This window comes from Sphingobacterium sp. FBM7-1, from assembly GCF_020687765.1.
Taxonomy (GTDB): Bacteria; Bacteroidota; Bacteroidia; order Sphingobacteriales; family Sphingobacteriaceae; genus Sphingobacterium.
In genome coordinates, this window is record NZ_JAJEWJ010000003.1 from 225,095 (window position 1) to 241,601 (window position 16,507).

General features: G+C 42.3%; 15 protein-coding genes. 2 read left to right on the plus strand and 13 right to left on the minus strand.

Annotated elements, in window-relative coordinates; genetic code table 11:
• Nucleotides 1-15: 15 nt before the first annotated feature.
• The 11 genes from hemE to thrA all read right to left on the minus strand — a co-directional run bounded on the left by hemE (nucleotide 16) and on the right by thrA (nucleotide 13,104).
• Nucleotides 16-1,050, minus strand: coding sequence for a uroporphyrinogen decarboxylase (hemE, locus tag LKO28_RS07710; RefSeq protein WP_227694228.1), 1,035 nt, complete (start codon nucleotides 1,048-1,050; stop codon nucleotides 16-18).
• Nucleotides 1,050-1,565, minus strand: coding sequence for a hypothetical protein (locus tag LKO28_RS07715; RefSeq protein ID WP_227694231.1), 516 nt, complete (start codon nucleotides 1,563-1,565; stop codon nucleotides 1,050-1,052). The genes hemE and LKO28_RS07715 overlap by 1 nt, the downstream gene beginning before the upstream one ends.
• A gap of 7 nt (nucleotides 1,566-1,572) precedes the next feature.
• A complete protein-coding gene (locus LKO28_RS07720; protein ID WP_227694233.1) occupies nucleotides 1,573-2,280 on the minus strand; it encodes a response regulator transcription factor in 708 nt (235 codons plus the stop codon).
• On the minus strand, nucleotides 2,270-3,148 hold the full coding sequence (locus LKO28_RS07725; RefSeq protein ID WP_227694235.1) for a sensor histidine kinase: 879 nt from the start codon (nucleotides 3,146-3,148) through the stop codon (nucleotides 2,270-2,272). Before LKO28_RS07725 ends, LKO28_RS07720 begins: the two co-directional genes overlap by 11 nt.
• Nucleotides 3,149-3,296: 148 nt before the next feature.
• Nucleotides 3,297-4,109 (minus strand): DUF1080 domain-containing protein, encoded by an 813-nt coding sequence (locus LKO28_RS07730; RefSeq protein ID WP_227694237.1) that lies wholly within the window; start codon nucleotides 4,107-4,109, stop codon nucleotides 3,297-3,299.
• Nucleotides 4,110-4,161: 52 nt separating this feature from the next.
• On the minus strand, nucleotides 4,162-6,660 hold the full coding sequence (locus tag LKO28_RS07735; protein WP_227694239.1) for a TonB-dependent receptor domain-containing protein: 2,499 nt from the start codon (nucleotides 6,658-6,660) through the stop codon (nucleotides 4,162-4,164).
• A gap of 456 nt (nucleotides 6,661-7,116) precedes the next feature.
• Nucleotides 7,117-7,398, minus strand: coding sequence for an ATP-dependent Clp protease adaptor ClpS (locus LKO28_RS07740; protein ID WP_227694241.1), 282 nt, complete (start codon nucleotides 7,396-7,398; stop codon nucleotides 7,117-7,119).
• An 80-nt stretch (nucleotides 7,399-7,478) separates the two neighbouring features.
• Nucleotides 7,479-8,117, minus strand: a complete 639-nt coding sequence (locus LKO28_RS07745) for a sterol desaturase family protein (RefSeq protein ID WP_227694243.1) — start codon at nucleotides 8,115-8,117, stop codon at nucleotides 7,479-7,481.
• Between the two features lie 169 nt (nucleotides 8,118-8,286).
• Entirely contained in the window at nucleotides 8,287-9,594 is a 1,308-nt protein-coding gene (thrC, locus tag LKO28_RS07750; protein ID WP_227694245.1) for a threonine synthase, read from the minus strand.
• 57 nt (nucleotides 9,595-9,651) lie between these two features.
• Complete coding sequence (locus tag LKO28_RS07755) at nucleotides 9,652-10,629, minus strand: homoserine kinase (protein ID WP_227694248.1); 978 nt, start codon at nucleotides 10,627-10,629, stop codon at nucleotides 9,652-9,654.
• A 27-nt stretch (nucleotides 10,630-10,656) separates the two neighbouring features.
• Complete coding sequence (gene thrA / locus LKO28_RS07760; protein ID WP_227694250.1) at nucleotides 10,657-13,104, minus strand: bifunctional aspartate kinase/homoserine dehydrogenase I; 2,448 nt, start codon at nucleotides 13,102-13,104, stop codon at nucleotides 10,657-10,659.
• A gap of 474 nt (nucleotides 13,105-13,578) precedes the next feature.
• Here thrA and LKO28_RS07765 point away from each other — a divergent pair, with 474 nt between their 5' ends.
• On the plus strand, nucleotides 13,579-14,154 hold the full coding sequence (locus LKO28_RS07765; RefSeq protein ID WP_227694252.1) for a C40 family peptidase: 576 nt from the start codon (nucleotides 13,579-13,581) through the stop codon (nucleotides 14,152-14,154).
• A gap of 90 nt (nucleotides 14,155-14,244) precedes the next feature.
• Nucleotides 14,245-14,760 (plus strand): phosphoribosyltransferase family protein, encoded by a 516-nt coding sequence (locus LKO28_RS07770; RefSeq protein ID WP_227694254.1) that lies wholly within the window; start codon nucleotides 14,245-14,247, stop codon nucleotides 14,758-14,760.
• A gap of 4 nt (nucleotides 14,761-14,764) precedes the next feature.
• On the opposite strand, the gene LKO28_RS07775 is transcribed toward LKO28_RS07770, so the two are convergent.
• Both LKO28_RS07775 and tatA read right to left on the minus strand, forming a co-directional pair.
• Nucleotides 14,765-16,063 carry a lytic transglycosylase domain-containing protein gene (locus LKO28_RS07775; protein WP_227694256.1) on the minus strand — a complete coding sequence of 433 codons (1,299 nt, stop codon included), beginning with the start codon at nucleotides 16,061-16,063 and terminating at the stop codon, nucleotides 14,765-14,767.
• A gap of 125 nt (nucleotides 16,064-16,188) precedes the next feature.
• Entirely contained in the window at nucleotides 16,189-16,401 is a 213-nt protein-coding gene (gene tatA / locus LKO28_RS07780) for a twin-arginine translocase TatA/TatE family subunit (protein ID WP_227694258.1), read from the minus strand.
• Between the last annotated feature and the right edge of the window lie 106 nt (nucleotides 16,402-16,507).

The window sequence follows — 16,507 nt, forward strand, 5'->3', positions numbered from 1 at the left end:
TATGGTTTGTTTACGTTAATAGCGAAATCCCTTCACCACGTTAATCGCATGTTTCACATTGTCAAACGGAATATCCGGCATAATACCATGTCCCAGATTAAAAATAAATCCATTCTCACCACGCATCCGTTCAAACAATTCTAAGATCTTCCTTTCGATAACCTGCTTATCTGCATACAAAACAAAAGGATCTAAGTTTCCCTGCACAGCAATACCCGCCGGAAGTGTTTGTTTGATATTCTTTAAATCAGCATTCCAATCGATCGACACCACATCAGGATTCGCCTCTGCCATTATTGGTGCAAATACCGAAGACCCTTTACAGAATGAAATGACAGGCACGGTACGCTTAATATTGTCCAGAATATATTTATTATAATAATGGGCGAACTCGCGATAATCGTTCCATGACAAAGCCAAAGCCCAACTATCAAATAACTGCACTGCATTGACACCGGCATCAATCTGCATATTCAGATAATTTATCGTCACATCAGCAATCTTCTGCAAAAGCTGATGCGCCAAAGCCGGCTCATTATTCAGCATTAATTTAGTGCGTTTAAAGTCCTTAGACGATCCGCCTTCAACCAAGTAACTCAATATCGTAAACGGTGCCCCCGCAAAGCCGATTAATGGGATACGTCCTGCTAAACGCTCTTGTATCACACGGATAGCATCCGCAACATATTGTAACTTATCCAAACAATCTGTCTCTAGCCGGTCTACATCTGCTTGCGTACGCACGGGATTACCGAATCGAGGCCCTACTCCCTGTTCGAACGACAACTCGCCTCCCATCGCCTCTCCCGTCACCAGGATATCGGAAAACAGGATCGCTGCATCGATATCAAGCAGGTCTACAGGCAACATGGTAACATCTGCTGCAATTTCCGGTGTTTTACACATCTCCAAAAAGCTGTATTTATTCTTTATTTCCCAGTATTCGGGCATAAAGCGTCCAGCTTGACGCATCATCCAAACCGGAGGTCTCTCCGTAGACTGCGATAACGCAGCTCTAATCAATAAATCGTTCTGTAAAGTTTTGCTCACTACGTTTGTTTATTTAGTTCTCTTTCTATTTTTTCAACAATCCCTTTTTGGCGTTCCGTAAGCTTAAGCTTACGAACGAGCTCGATATATGCCGGCACACGGTCATAATTTTGCTTTCGCAAACTGATATTTGCCAAATTAATCAACACAAATCCTTTTTCTGTTTCCCGCTTCCAAGGTAAGCGCGATGCTAATTGAAAATGATATTCGGCTTCATCAATACGTTCTTCCTTCAAGGCAATATTGCCCATCATAAATTCGTAGTAATTCCGACGTCCTTTTCTAAGCTTATCTGGATCCTTAATTTCTGCTAACAGACTCTTCGTTTTCTCGTAATCCTGTTTATGAAATGCTTGCGTAGCGAGGAAAACAGTCCCCTCCCGGTAATGACTCCAAATTAAATATCCGATTAACCCTAAAATGTAAATCGATATATTGTAGTGCTTCTCGAATACTGCATAAAGAAGAAATGTCACCGCAATGCCGATGACAATCATTCTCGCTCGTGTGTTCATCTTTCGCTTATGTTGGTGTATCCGTAAACTTATACCCTACTCCTCGGATAGAATGAAAATATACCGGATGTTTTTGGTCGGGTTCAAAATACTTACGGAATGTCAAAATAAAATTATCGATGGTACGCGTAGACGGATAGACATCATAATTCCAAACTGTTTCCAAAATCTGTTCGCGGGAGACAGCCTCATTTTTTCGTTCAATCAATAGCTTTAACAACATCGTCTCCTTCTTCGTTAACGACGTGATCGTGCCATCTGCGTGATGCAGTTCATAAGAATTAAAATAAATCGTCTTATCGCCGATCGTATACGAGTTAAACTCTTTTAAGTCGTCCGATTTAAGACCCCTGCGGATAAGATTACCCACCCGGAGGATGAGTTCCTCTAAATTAAAAGGTTTCACCAGATAATCATCCGCGCCCTTCTTCAAGCCTGTAATACGGTCTTCACTACTATTTTTTGCGGTTAAAAACATAATAGGGACTTCCGTATTTTGTAACCGGATCGTTTCCGCCACCTGGAAACCGTCAATTTCTGGAATCATCACATCCAACACAACCAAGTTGAAGCGTTCTTCCTTGAATATTTTCAACGCTTTCTTTCCGTCAGTCGCTGTCGTTACGCGATAGCCCTCTAATTCCAAATTTAATTTGATGGCTTCCAATAAATGTTCTTCATCTTCCACCAATAATATACGTTGTTTAGCCTGCATAACTTTCAAATGTTACTTCAAAAATACTCCCCGATGGAGTGTTATCTTTTACCTTAATTGAGGCATTGTGTTTTTGCAATACTGTCTTCACTATATACAACCCTAAACCTGTGCCTTTAGTTTTACGCGTCGACTCGTTGCCTATCCGATAAAACTTACTAAATATATTCTTTTTTTCATCGTCCGCAACCCCAGGACCATGATCTGCCACAGAAAATATAATCCGGTTCCCTTCGACTTCCATAAGTTTCACCTCGACCGTCGCACAGGGCGGAGAATATTTAATCGCGTTTTCTATTAAATTGGTAACAACATTGGTGATAGCAAACTTGTCCGCGTGAATAACAACTCCCCCTTCCAAATCAGCCTTTATGATCTGCGAGCTGCACGCATTTTTTTGTAAGCGGTCAACCACATTATCCACCAACTCCGTTAAATTAAAATTTTCTTTTGGGAAATTAAAACTTCGGTTTTCCAATTTGGTCGTCAAGAGCACATTTTCAACCAGATCATCCAGTCGTTCGATATCTTTCAAGGAATTAGAAAGAAAAACTTTCTGTTGCTCCCTATCCAAGTCGCGCTTTAAAATAGTCTGGATATACAACTTGACGGAAGCCATAGGCGACTTCAACTCATGCGTTACAGACAATAGAAAGTTCTGTTGCTGCTGCTGTTGTTTATGCTCTCGGGTGAACAACTTTTTCAGTCGCATAGCTCCCCAGATAAAAATCAAAAAGAAGAAAATTCCTTCTCCAATGATCATTCCTTTGCGTTCCGGCTCATAGCTAACCAACAAATACCCCCACCATAGCAACTGGGTAATCGCATAAAAAACCAGAAAATAGAACAGCACGAGCGCTCGCTTCATAAACGTAAATCAATGTTAAACAAAAATAACCATTTGTTAACCTGAAAGGAAATCTCCGGCGTATTATGACAATAGGTTAAGAATCACCCCGACAGACGGAATTATTCTTGGTTAGTAGTGATACGTACAACACCCCAAAATATAATTATTACAAGGTTTTAACCGTAATGTTCTTGAGCCACACATCGTCTCCATGGTCCTGAAACCCCAAGACGCCCGCTTTGGATTTACCTCCTACGTTATTCAACAATTCAAAAGCCAAAGGCCATTTTTCTTTACTGAATTTACTAGCCTGCAACAAAGCCGTCCAATCCGGTGTCCACAAAGTATATTCGACCACCTTTTCTCCGTTTTGATAGTGCGTCACCTTCCCATCATTGACGATAATCTTAGCCTTATTCCATTCGCCTACTGGTTTACTATTTTGTGGCTTAGCAGGAATCATATCGTACAACGAGCCCGACTTTCGATTCCCATCTACCCCCAGTTTCGCATCAGGGTGGTTTTCATTATCCAACAGCTGATACTCCGGACTTGATATATAAATCGGTTGGTCTTTTATTTCTTTTGCTAAGAAGAACACACCGGAATTTCCCGCATGCGAAATCTTCCATTCAAATTCAAGTTCAAAATTTTTAAAGTCGTACGCAAAAATAAGATCGCCCCCGTCTTCGTTACCAAGCCCTGCTCCGGCGCTAGAAAATTTCAGCAAACCATCTTCGATTCCCCACTTAGCCGGCACACTTTCCTTGTTGTAACCTCTCCAACCGTTCAGCGATGTACCATCAAACAACACAAAGGCCCCCTCTGCATTTTTCGGAAACGTACTGATATCTACTTTAGGAAGGCTACTCACCGTGTACGGTGGAACCTCCGAGCTGGCAACATCTTTTTGCGGCCGACAATTCGTACTGGACAATAAAACCACCGTGCCAATCATATACATAAATACATTTCTCATGTTATAACACCTTTTTTTTGTCCACTAAAGATAGAAAAAATCAGCTAATACTTTAGAAGCCGCCCTCCATACCTTCATCCATACCATTCTCACCCCCGCTAGTCTCCCGTTTTTTCGTCAAATCCTGCATACCGAACCGATACGTAAACGACAGGGTAAACATTCTGCGCATCCAACGGTTTTCCATATTGATAAACTGCGTGCGCAGATTATTTTCCATACGGAACCGCTGACTGTTGAACACATCCCGAACATTAAACATCACACTCCCTTTACCTGCCAGCACATCTTGGCGCACCGCCACGTCCAAACCTGCCATCGCTTTCATTCTACCTTGAATCCATTGTCGCGGCGCACGATAAAAACCACGAGCTTGTAAGGTTGTCGATTTCGTAAATTTCACATTCGTATTGATATTTCCGTTCCAACTAAAGTTCTCTACATCACCGGTGTTGAATTGGGCATACGGCATGGTCTTATCATAAAAGAGATTCACATTCGCCGTTGCATCCCACCAGTTCAAAATATTCACTTTGGATATCAGTTCAAATCCCATAGCGTCCTGTTTTGACACGTTCTCCCAACGGCTATACGTAACATTACTTCTATCACCCACAATATCCGCTATTTCCTCCGGATCTCTTAAAAACGGACTCATCATATCGCTAGACCGGCGGTAGTAAGCAGAACTGATAAAATTCCATTTATCATAAAATTTTGCAAAGCTCAACTCAAACGAGTGAATATCTTCTGGCAATAGATTCGGATTACCTTGCCGATAATTAATTTCATCATTAATATTAATAAACGGGTTTACCTGCCAACCACGTGGTCGTTGCACCCTACGCGTATAAGACAACTGCACCTTGTCTCCCTCATTACCAACCTCATAAGACAGGAATGCACTCGGATAAAGCCGGAAGAAATCCTGGTTACCATCATCCGTTCTTTGATTTGCAGGCACATCAGGATCCAAATTATGGTAAGTAGATCGTAGATACGTTTGCTCCCCGCGCAGGCCCACCTGAACGCCAAGCTTATCCGTTAACTTCCGCTGATAATTCGCATACAGTGCATGTACACTATTTTCCAAATCAAAGTCATTACTCACACTGTAATCCGGCGAGAACTGATTGGTCAACGTATCCAATACCTCCGACCATTGGCCATCCTTACTATTCCGTATGGTCGTGCGATAGCCCGCTTCAAACTTATGATCCTCCGCGAACGGCAAGACATAGTCTACCTGAAAGTTCCAGTTCTTTCCCGCTTCGCTCGTAACATTTTGGCGCTGGAAATCCGCTCTTCCATTCGCATAGGATTGATAGAAATCATTCGTACCATCTTCCGTATCACTTCCATAAGTGACATTGGCCGTAATTTCCTCTCCCTCTCTTTGAAGATCCCGCTTAAAATCAAAAGTCAAGTCCACTCCCAAATCCTCTTCATATTGCTGCGAAACACGGGTCGCACTCGTCCCTAAATTCGGCACGTTGAAATAACGATAATCAATATCAGAACGTCTATCATTATCACGAATACTTACATTCGCGCCCAGGCTAAACGTAGTTTTAGGTGTAGCATACCAATCGGTACCGAATCGAAACGTATGGTTTATTCCCTTTCGGTTATTCTTTGACGTACTTATTGTACGCGCACTATTCTCTTGTATTACGCCATCAATTAGCTCCGTATTATCATTATAGCCATCTCCCGGACGAACTCTATTAGCATAATTATACCCGCCAAAGAAATTAAATTTGCGGTCACGGTAGTTAAGATCTACCCCGGCGCTATAATTATCATAAGATCCGCCCGATACAGTAGCACTTCCGTTTAGACCGGTTCGCACATTCTTCTTCAATACAATATTGATGATACCCGACTGGCCCTCTGCATCATATTTAGCAGAAGGGTTCGTGATAATCTCCACTTTATCGACACTGTTCGCTGGCAAGGACTGCAATAGCGCACCGATATCCGAACCTGCCATGGCCGATTCCCTTCCATCAATCAAAATCTTCACACTACTCGAACCACGCAAAGAAATATTACCATCCGCATCCACACTAAGGGTGGGCACATTCTCCAACAAATCACTGGCAGAACCACCAACACTGACTAAACTCTGCGAAACATCAAACACCTTCTTATCAATACCTAAACGCATCTCCGGCGTACGCCCTTCCACAACAACCTCTTCGATTAACTGCCCATCATCAATCATGGAAACCTGCGTAAGTCGTACAGGCGACGCATTTGCCACACGGACATTTTCGATGAGCACATTTTCCTTTCCTACATAAGTAATCCGAATGATATAGGTGCCGAAATCAACATCAGAAAACACTAACCTTCCGGTCAGGTCGCTCTGTGCGCCATTCACATAACTTTGATCAGATTGTTGAAGAAGAGATGCGCTCGCGCCAATGATCGGATCACTTGTTTCCTCGTCTACAACAACAACTTCTATCGTCCCCTGTTGCGCAAAAAGAAATAGTGGGCAAAAAATAATAAGGAAAATCAGCTTAAAGTTTTTACTGGGTATCATGTGAAAAATGTCCATTTCACAAAAAAACAAAATAATACGGCCATAGTTCAATCGTAACTGCATTATTACGATTATCTTCTTCCACTTTTGACCGCAAAAGTGGAGAAAAACTCGTCGCTTAAAACCTTTGGCATGGGGGTTAGTTCAACAACTGTATGGCTACAGTCGCCAAAGCTTTTCATGAGACCTTTTGTGGTAAGGAAGGGATAGTACATTATGTAGCCGAAACCGAAGGATGATAACGTATAATAAAGTGTGATTAAACCGGTCTTGAACTTTTCATACGACCGTTTGTGTTAAGGAATGGCTAGTACATTACCTAGTCGAAACCGGAGGATTATAATCTATAATGAAGTGGATTAAATCGACCTCGTCTTTTATGGATTAGTGCTTATTTAATATCTATGAGCTCCCTTCGTTCGGTTTTGTTTCCTTTTCTGTTAAGAAAAAAAACAACTATTCAACAGAAACGGTCAGTCCTTCCGATTTCAAGATTTTACGGTATACTTCCATTTCTGTATAAGAGCCCTCTAAAACCGCACACTTTCCTTCGGTATGTACCTTCCAGGCAATTTGCTCGGCTTGGGTTTCCGAATATTGCAAATGCCGCATCAAGCAATTAATAACATGATCAAACGTATTCACCTCATCATTCCAAAGAATCAGACGGTTCGTGGTTTTTACAGCTGATAATATCTCTTCAAGCGTAAATGCTTCTTGCTCTGTTTGTACACCCATGCGGCAAAAATAATCAATATTTTAAAAAACAGGCAGCTTTACAAAGGAATTGGAAGAACGGACGATAAAACACGTCAGATTTACTCGCCATTTTTCTTTTTTTTCTTGAACCCAGAGTCGAAAATAACATCCCAGATAGCCGAGCTCACACCAAATCCCCGATCGGGGTCAGCGTAGTGGTGCAACATATGATGATCCTTTATGCGCTTAAAAAGCCCTGATTTAAAATTAGCATGGTGCATCGCATAATGGCATTCGTCATAAATCAGGTAGCCCAACAAAAAACCAGCGAAAAAAGAAGCTAATATAAATTCAGAAAGGAATAAGCTAAAAATAAAGTAAATGATAGCCGCCAGCGGAATACTCGCTGATAAAGGCATCACTAACCGCAGCCGATCTTTTGGGTAATCGTGATGAACCCCATGAAAAATAAAGTGTATACGTTTCCCCCAACCTGAGGTCGGTTCGTAATGGAATACCCAACGGTGCAATACATATTCAGCCAACGTCCAAAAAGCCAATCCCGCTAAAAACCATAACGCAATATCCCCTGCCGACATTTCTCCGTAAGTATAAGCTTTATAAATAAAATAACCTATGACCGGAATCCAAAATATTAAAGGAACGCTATAATGTATTTTCGTTAGTGATTCTAAAAAATTATTTTTAAACATCCGAACGGAATCAGTTCCGTTAGAAACATATAATTTCTTTGCCATGACACGTGTTTTTGATAAATCTAGCGAAACAAAGTTACCACGTATTGCCGGCTTATCAAAGGCTTACTTTTTGAACTTTTTCAGTTTTTTGTCAAATATCCGTGCAAATACTGAGTAACTCGTTACTGCATCGGTAAAAAACCATGCAATAACGAGCAATACCATAACACTATTTATGCGCCAACAAATACGTTTTGAAAGACGCATAATCGGCCGGCATCTCGGTTGCCAACTTCGGCTTCCCTGCCAAGTCTTCCGCTCCTTCCGGTAATTCAATCTTCGCAAATACTTCTTGCGAAATCGCATCTGGAAATTTGCACGGATGGGCGGTCGACAAGAACACAGAAGCATACGTTCCCGGATGATCTTGTTTATACTGCTTCGATGCCAGATAAGCTATCGCCGTATGCGGACAAGCAATATACTGATAGTTCGTATAAAGCTCTTCCATCGCTTTCACAGTCTGGTCGTCATCGTAGGTGTACGAGGATATCACACCGCGTAGCTCATCCAGATTATTTTGAAACAGGTCTTGAATACGCACCCAATTGCTTGGATCCCCAACATCCATTGCATTAGCCAACGTCTGTACCGATGGCTTCGGATCATAACTACCCGATTGTAAAAAACGTGGAACCGTATCGTTTACATTCGTTCCTGCTACGAAGTGCGTCACCGGCAAGCCCATTTTATAGGCCAGCAAACCCGCACCGATGTTTCCGAAGTTACCGCTAGGCACCGTGAAAACCACTTCAGAAATGCCTTGTGATTTCAACTGCGCATAAGCCCAGAAATAATAGAACGTCTGCGGAATAAGGCGCGCAATATTAATGGAGTTGGCCGAGGTCAGCCGCAGCACTTTATTAACGTCCGCGTCATTAAACGCCGTTTTCACAAGCGCCTGACAATCGTCAAACGTGCCATCTACTTCCAGGGCACGTATATTTTCACCATTGGTTGTCAACTGTTCTTCCTGCACCTTAGATACCTTACCCTTTGGATAAAGTATAGTTACCCGCGTACCGTCTACACCTAAAAATCCAGATGCCACCGCTCCCCCCGTATCTCCAGAGGTCGCTACCAATACATCCAATAGTTGGTCTCCTTGCTTCGAGAAATAGCCCATTACCCGGCTCATAAACCGTGCACCAAAATCCTTAAAAGCATAGGACGGTCCATGGAACAATTCCAAAACTCCTGTTTCGGCATCCAAAAATCGAACAGGCGCATCAAAATTAATCGCATCCGCAATAATAGCCTGCAAATCATCTTTCGGAATATCGTCGCCAATTAAAGCATGCGCAACCTCCAGCGCAATCTCTTGCAAAGAATATTGTTGAATCTGGCGAATAAAAGCAGGGTCTAACACCGGGATAACTTCCGGCATATATAAGCCTTTGTCCGCCGGTAAGGAATTGAAAACAGCTTCTTGAAAAGAAACCCGTAAATCTTTATTATTTGTACTATATAACTTCATTTTTCTATTAAGCTCGTTAAGACATGGATAATGTTAAAATATAAACAGAACGAAAGACTATATAACCCTCGGTCCGTCTACATTGACCGGAGATACATATTTAAAGCTATCAATTTCACAATCCGTTAAATGTTGTTGAATGCGGCTAGCGGCATTCTCAGCCGTCTCTTGACCCCGAGAAATCGCAACGACCGACGGGCCCGAACCTGAAATCCCGAAGCTTAAGGCGCCCGCATCCAGAGCAATTTGCTTCATGGTATAAAATTCTGGAATCAAAATAGCGCGCGTCGGTTCAATCAGCACATCATGCATACTTCTGCTAATTAAATCGTAATCACTTTCATATAAGCCCGCGATCAATCCCGCAATATTCCCCCATTGCGTCACCGCATCTTTCAAGAATACCTTCTCCTTAATAAGCTGTCTCGCATCACGCGTAGGCACATCTACTTTAGGAAAGACAATTCCAGCATATAGCTCTTCCGGAACCGGCAAACTGATAACATCCAACGGATGTTGCCCACGAATTAACGTAATGCCCCCCATCAATGCCGGCGCCACATTATCCGCATGCCCATGTCCACAGGCTAAACGCTCACCTTCCACACAGTAAGGCAGGAGCTCTTCCTTCGTCAAAGGGTTTCCAAGCAAGCTATTAATAGCAAATAAACCCGCAACCGTACTCGCCGAACTAGAACCCAAACCACTCCCGATAGGCATATGTTTAATCAGCTCAATTTCGACACCTATTTCTTTAGAAACACCAAGATGCGCTAAGAGCATTTGAACACAAGCACTCACCGTATTTTTATCCGCATCCAAAGGCAATTTCCCATCGTCCCCTACAATCGAACGGATACGCACTCCCGGCGCCGCTACCCGATGCATCACAACCTCATCTCCTGGATAGTCTACTGCGAAACCCAATATGTCAAATCCACATATCATATTCGCTACAGTAGCCGGAGCAAACACCCGTACCGTGTCCTTGATGTTGCTAAAATCTAGCTTTTTAACTGTTTTATTTTGATTCATTACGATAACTTATCACTCTTATCTCATTTATGCTCCCACATTCACCAAGTCTGCAAAAACACCAGCCGCAGTCACTTCCGCACCTGCCCCCGGCCCTTTAACAACCAACGGCCGCTCTTTATAACGCTCCGTCGTAAACGAAATGATGTTGTCACTGCCCGATAAAGCGTAAAACGGATGGTTTTCGTCCACCATCTCCAAGGCAATAGCGACCTTACCATCTTCAAGCTTACCAATATAGCGGATTACTTTCTTTTGGCTCTCTGCCTCTTCTTTCAAAGCATTAAAATAATGATCCGCTTTCAACAGCTCCGCATAGAAATCATCCACCGATGCCGCTTCCAAACAAGCTTGCGGAAGGATAGCCCCTAAATCAACGTCAGACGGTTCTATCACATGACCTGCATCCCTTGCTAAAATTAGCATTTTCCGCATGAAATCAACACCACCTAAATCGTCCCGCGGATCTGGCTCCGTATACCCCAGTTCCTGTGCCTTTTTAACCACATCGTAGAAGGACGCCTCACCCGTAAAATTATTAAATATATACGATATCGTTCCAGACAGAATCGCTTCAATACGAACAATACGATCCCCGCTCAACATCAGATCTTTCAACACCCGGACAATCGGCAGCCCTGCCCCTACATTCGTTTCATAAAAGAAATCAACCCCATATTTCCGTGCCGTTTCGTGGAGCGCCGTATATTGCTCATACGATCCCGAGTTCGCAATCTTGTTACACGTAACCACCGAAATATTCGATTTAAAGGCCTCCAAGTAATACGTCGACGGAAGCGGACTAGCCGTATTATCCACGAATACACAATTTGGCAAATTCATCTCCTTCATACGTTCCACAAAGCCCGACAAATCGGCGACCTCTCCTTGCTCTTCCAACGTTGTGCGCCAGTTTGCCAAATCGACTCCTTCCGCGTCGAAAAGCATTTTTCTAGAATTGGATATCCCCGCAATTTTAATTTCCAGATCATTATTTTCCACCAAGAAATCATATTGCTCCTGAATCTGCTTCAGCAAAGTAGCACCGATATTACCCGTACCTAAACTAAACACATATACCGTTTTCTTTAACTCCGCAAAAAATGCATCATGCACGGTATTCAAGGCCTTGGCCATATTCTCCCGCTCGATGATAACCGATATATTTAGCTCCGAAGAACCCTGTGCGATAGCCCGCACATTGATACCATTCCTTCCTAATGCATGGAATAAACGACCCGACATACCCGGCGTACGCTTCATGTTCTCTCCCACGATAGCCAACACAGACAAACCATTCTCTACCGTAGGCAACACCAACTTGTTCGCCTCGAGCTCCAGCTCGAACTCCGCCTTAATAAGCTGTACCGCTTTTGTCGCATCACTTGGATGAACCGCAAAAGTGATACTGTGCTCCGATGACGATTGCGTGATTAACACCACATTGATCTGCTCTCTCGCTAGCAAAGTAAAAAGCCGCCCGCTAAATCCAGATTTACCGATCATGCCACTGCCCGAAACATTGATCACAGAAATATCTGCAATCGATGAAATCCCCTTAATTGGATAAGCAGACTTTCCACTTTCAAACTGAATAACCGTACCCGGGAACTCCGGCTCAAACGTATTCCGGATTACAATCGGAATTTTTTTCAAAAATGCCGGAATCATCGTTGGTGGGTAAATAACTTTCGCCCCAAAATAAGAAAGCTCCATAGCCTCATTATACGACAACGTAGGCTGCGAAAACGCTTTCTTTACAATCCGCGGATCCGCAGTAAGCATACCGTTCACGTCTGTCCAAATTTCGATGGCAGAAGCCTGCAAAACGGATCCTAAAATAGCCGCAGTATAATCCGACCCACCTCTTCCCAATGTCGTGATGCGGCCTTGCTCATTAGCGCCAATAAAACCAGTAACAAACAACAGTTTATCAGCATGCGTTTGTCCTAGCGACAGGATAAGTTGATTCGTTAGCTCCTCATTAATATGTGCATGCCCAAAATTGGAATCCGTCTTTATATAATGCGAAGCATCAATATACAGCGCTTGCTCTACATCTTGCTCCATAATTTTGGACACCATATAGTTCGACAGTCGCTCCCCGAAAGAAACCACTAGATCTTTACTTTGTAAACTAAGTTCACGGAGGGCATTGATGCCTTGCAGAATATCTTCCAATTCATTGAGCATCAATTTGAGCTTAGTGAAAACCGGATTTTGATATTTTACCGCGATCAACTTTTTCACCACTTCGAAATGGCGTTCTTCCACGATTTTCAAATCCTCGTCGAAAGAAATACGCTCCGCCGCATTTTCTGCCATTTTTGTTAGCAAGTTTGTTACACCAGCCATCGCCGATAACACGACCAAAGGTTTTTCTCCCTTATCGTAGGCATGCTTGACAATATTTAATACTGCCTTTACACTATCGACATTGCCAACTGAAGTTCCTCCAAACTTTAATACTTTCATTTCCGTTTATTTATCTATAATTTAAAACAATGTATATACGAACTAAAAAAGCCTTCCCATGTGGAGGAAGGCTCTCTATATTATGTACACTTTTTTATACAATAGAATTACTTCCTCCGATGAATTGGGCCGGTGGTAATAATAATCGTTGTAGTAATTAAATGTAAACTTTCCATATATTTGAAAAACGATCTAAATATAGGGCTTTTATTTTGAAACAATCAAATATTTTTTTCTTTTTCTTGAATTTTTCACAACGATACGCTCTTTACCCCCTCCAATAAGACCTTCAAACGATTCGCAACGAGCTATTGAAATACAATAAAACATATGTTAAATTTCGTTAAAAAGCCGTTAATTAAATGCTAATTTCCTTGGAAGCCCAGACATTATGTATTAGATTTGCTTCAGTTCTGTAGAAAAAATAAGACAGAACGAAAAACGTATCAAAAATCAAGTGAAATAGGCAGCATAATGAATACAAAAAAACTGATAGCAGGCATGCTTTTCGTAGCCTTATGTGCGGTATCACAAGCGCAAACTTCCAAGTCCACTTCTTCCGATCCGGATAACCTAGCCAAAGAATATTTCTCCCAAATCATGGGCGTTGCATCCAATGCGATGGCTAACACGAAACTTTATCAATTCGTATACGAGTGGTTAGGTACCCCTTATCGTTTAGGAGGTGATTCCAAGAAAGGTATCGATTGCTCCAAATTCTCACTTGCTGTATATGAAAATGTATTCAATACGACCATAGGCTACAACAGCCGCAATCAATATGCTAACGTCAAGCCTATCCGCAAGAATGACCTGCAACCGGGCGACCTTGTATTCTTTAAAATTCGTAGCAGACAGATTACCCATGTTGGCATCTATCTAGGCGATGACAAATTTGCACATGCAGCCTCCAGTAGAGGCGTTATGATCAGCAATCTTAACGAAGCCTATTGGAAACGCTATTACTATAACGGCGGCAGACCATCAGAGATAAATGAAACCATCTTAGCGGATGCCGGCGCCGATGACGAAGAAAACAACTTACATTAAATTTCTCGTAAGATAACATTAGAAAAGGTTCGGGTATATCAATATCCGAACCTTTTTTGTATTTTTATGGGCATAATCAAGGAGCACAATATGTCTAATAAACGAACCCTTATTCTAGATAAAAAAGATATCCATCAAAAGTCTATACGCATCGCCTATCAGATTCTCGAAGATAATTTTGAAGAAAAATCATTGGTATTAGTAGGCGTTGCAGATCGCGGTTACGTTTTCGCAAAACGACTTCAACAGTTTTTACAAGAGCTCGCCCCAGAGAAGCAGTTCGAACTGATTAAAGTAACCATCTCAAAAGCAAAAAGAAACTTAGAGGCAACAACCGACGTTCCCGTTGAAACCGCCAAAGACAAAGTGATCATATTAATTGATGACGTACTCAACAGTGGCCGTACCCTAGCATACGGATTAGGACTATTTTTGAATGTGCCCCTTAAGAAAATGCGGACAGCTGTACTCATCGACCGGTCTCATCACCAATTCCCTTTGTTCAGCGATTATTACGGACTTAAACTCTCGACAATCCTAAAAGAACACGTAGAGGTCGAACTAGAAGAATTTGACCAAAAAGAAGACGCAGCCTGGCTGTCGTAAAAATTTACGACGTTTTTATCCGTAGCCGTTGCCCTATTTTAAGTCGGGTAGTGCGTAAATTATTGTCCGCTTTTATCTGTGAGACCGTAGCCCCTTTAAATCGAGCGGCAATATGGGATAAAGTATCTCCCTTTCGGACGGTATACGTTGTATATTTCACCGCCCGTTTACCCGCTTTCACGGGCGCCGAAGCCAACCGATCCCCTTTACCCGAGGACGCTTTAGTTACAGAAGACCCTTCGTCCAGCACAGCCAACATTTCCTTCGAACGAACCAATTGACCATTCAACGCCAGATAAAGCAAACTATCATTTAAGGATGCAGTCTCCGGTACGACGAGGCGCTTTGGACTTTCCACACTCGCATTTATTACCGAGCGCTTATAGGCAGGATTAAACTTTTCGATTGTTTCTAGTGGTAGATCAACCGCCAGCGCAATTTGTCTTAAATCAACCGGTTTCTCTATCATTATAGGCTTGGGTTCCCACGAAAAATCCGTTGGTGCAGCCGATATCCCGTACGCTTCAGCATGCTGCAAAGTATAGGCCATGGCGATGAATTTCGGCACATAATCTTGCGTCTCGCGCGGTAAAAAAGCAGCCAGTTGCCAGAAATCCGGATTTTGCAAACCAGAGCGTTGAATAGCGCGTCGAACCCCACCTCTACCACAATTATAAGAGGCTAAAGCCAACAACCAATCATTAAACTCATCATACGCCTCTTGAAGATAACGACTCGCGGCATGGCATGCCGCATAAGGATCTTTGCGTTCATCCACGTAACCATCCATCGTTAAATCATACATTTTTGCGGTAGGATACATAAATTGCCACAGCCCCACGGCACCCGCGCGGGATACCACATGCGGATTCAACGAAGATTCAATAACCGACAAATATTTTAACTCTACCGGTAATTGGTTATCCGACAATATCTTTTCGTATATCGGAAAATAATACTGCGCCAATCCCTGTAGCTTACTCATATAAGGATTGTAATTACGCGAGCTATATTTATCAATATAAGCTTTAATTTTTTCGTTTAGCGCCAACGGAACAGTCTGCTGTATTCTGCGCATACGACTGAAGACTAAGGAATCTTCCGCCGTATATAACGGGTCGCAATAAGACAACGTTTTAAGCGAATCCAAACCAGAAATAATAACCTGACGTTGGCTAGATGCCGCCTCAATTAAATGCAAGGGAACGGGGTCCATTTCCACAGGATCCATGTCCTGTGCAGACACAAAGGGTTGTAGCTCTAATACAAAAAAAGGTATTAACCACAAACGGTTTTTAATCATACGGTATTTCGGTGTTTTTATTTTAACGTAAACTTTCCCCAAGTAGTATATTCACGTTAAAAAACTAAAAGAGTTTCGTAGAGGATTGCTCCGCGAAACTCTTACTTATTCCTTCACCCTCTAATTTAGTTCTGTGGGTTATTCGTATTATTTGTGTTATTGTTGTTACCAGGGTTCTCGTTGGTATCTTCCCGTTGGCCATCCTTAAACTCCTTAACACCACGGCCCAAGCCACGCATTAACTCAGGGATTTTTTTACCCCCAAAAAGTAACAAGACCAAAACTACTATGATAATAATCTCTTGCGTCCCAATAAATAATAATCCCGATGTATACATAGTTTTAAATTCTTAGCGTTGCTTTCATTATCAACGCATTACAAACATAGATAAAATGTTTGTATTCACGAATACATTTTTAAAAAATCCTGCCGCATAGTCCTAT

Excerpts from the sequence above, each read along its gene's own strand:
- LKO28_RS07745 (WP_227694243.1), bottom strand. The coding sequence starts at position 8,117 with ATGGCAAAGAAATTATATGTTTCTAACGGAACTGATTCCGTTCGGATG.
- LKO28_RS07735 (WP_227694239.1), bottom strand. The coding sequence starts at position 6,660 with ATGATACCCAGTAAAAACTTTAAGCTGATTTTCCTTATTATTTTTTGC.
- LKO28_RS07720 (WP_227694233.1), bottom strand. The coding sequence starts at position 2,280 with ATGCAGGCTAAACAACGTATATTATTGGTGGAAGATGAAGAACATTTA.
- LKO28_RS07725 (WP_227694235.1), bottom strand. The coding sequence starts at position 3,148 with ATGAAGCGAGCGCTCGTGCTGTTCTATTTTCTGGTTTTTTATGCGATT.
- LKO28_RS07730 (WP_227694237.1), bottom strand. The coding sequence starts at position 4,109 with ATGAGAAATGTATTTATGTATATGATTGGCACGGTGGTTTTATTGTCC.
- LKO28_RS07755 (WP_227694248.1), bottom strand. The coding sequence starts at position 10,629 with ATGAATCAAAATAAAACAGTTAAAAAGCTAGATTTTAGCAACATCAAG.
- LKO28_RS07740 (WP_227694241.1), bottom strand. The coding sequence starts at position 7,398 with ATGGGTGTACAAACAGAGCAAGAAGCATTTACGCTTGAAGAGATATTA.
- LKO28_RS07715 (WP_227694231.1), bottom strand. The coding sequence starts at position 1,565 with ATGAACACACGAGCGAGAATGATTGTCATCGGCATTGCGGTGACATTT.
- thrC (WP_227694245.1), bottom strand. The coding sequence starts at position 9,594 with ATGAAGTTATATAGTACAAATAATAAAGATTTACGGGTTTCTTTTCAA.
- tatA (WP_227694258.1), bottom strand. The coding sequence starts at position 16,401 with ATGTATACATCGGGATTATTATTTATTGGGACGCAAGAGATTATTATC.
- LKO28_RS07775 (WP_227694256.1), bottom strand. The coding sequence starts at position 16,063 with ATGATTAAAAACCGTTTGTGGTTAATACCTTTTTTTGTATTAGAGCTA.
- thrA (WP_227694250.1), bottom strand. The coding sequence starts at position 13,104 with ATGAAAGTATTAAAGTTTGGAGGAACTTCAGTTGGCAATGTCGATAGT.
- LKO28_RS07770 (WP_227694254.1), top strand. The coding sequence starts at position 14,245 with ATGTCTAATAAACGAACCCTTATTCTAGATAAAAAAGATATCCATCAA.
- LKO28_RS07765 (WP_227694252.1), top strand. The coding sequence starts at position 13,579 with ATGAATACAAAAAAACTGATAGCAGGCATGCTTTTCGTAGCCTTATGT.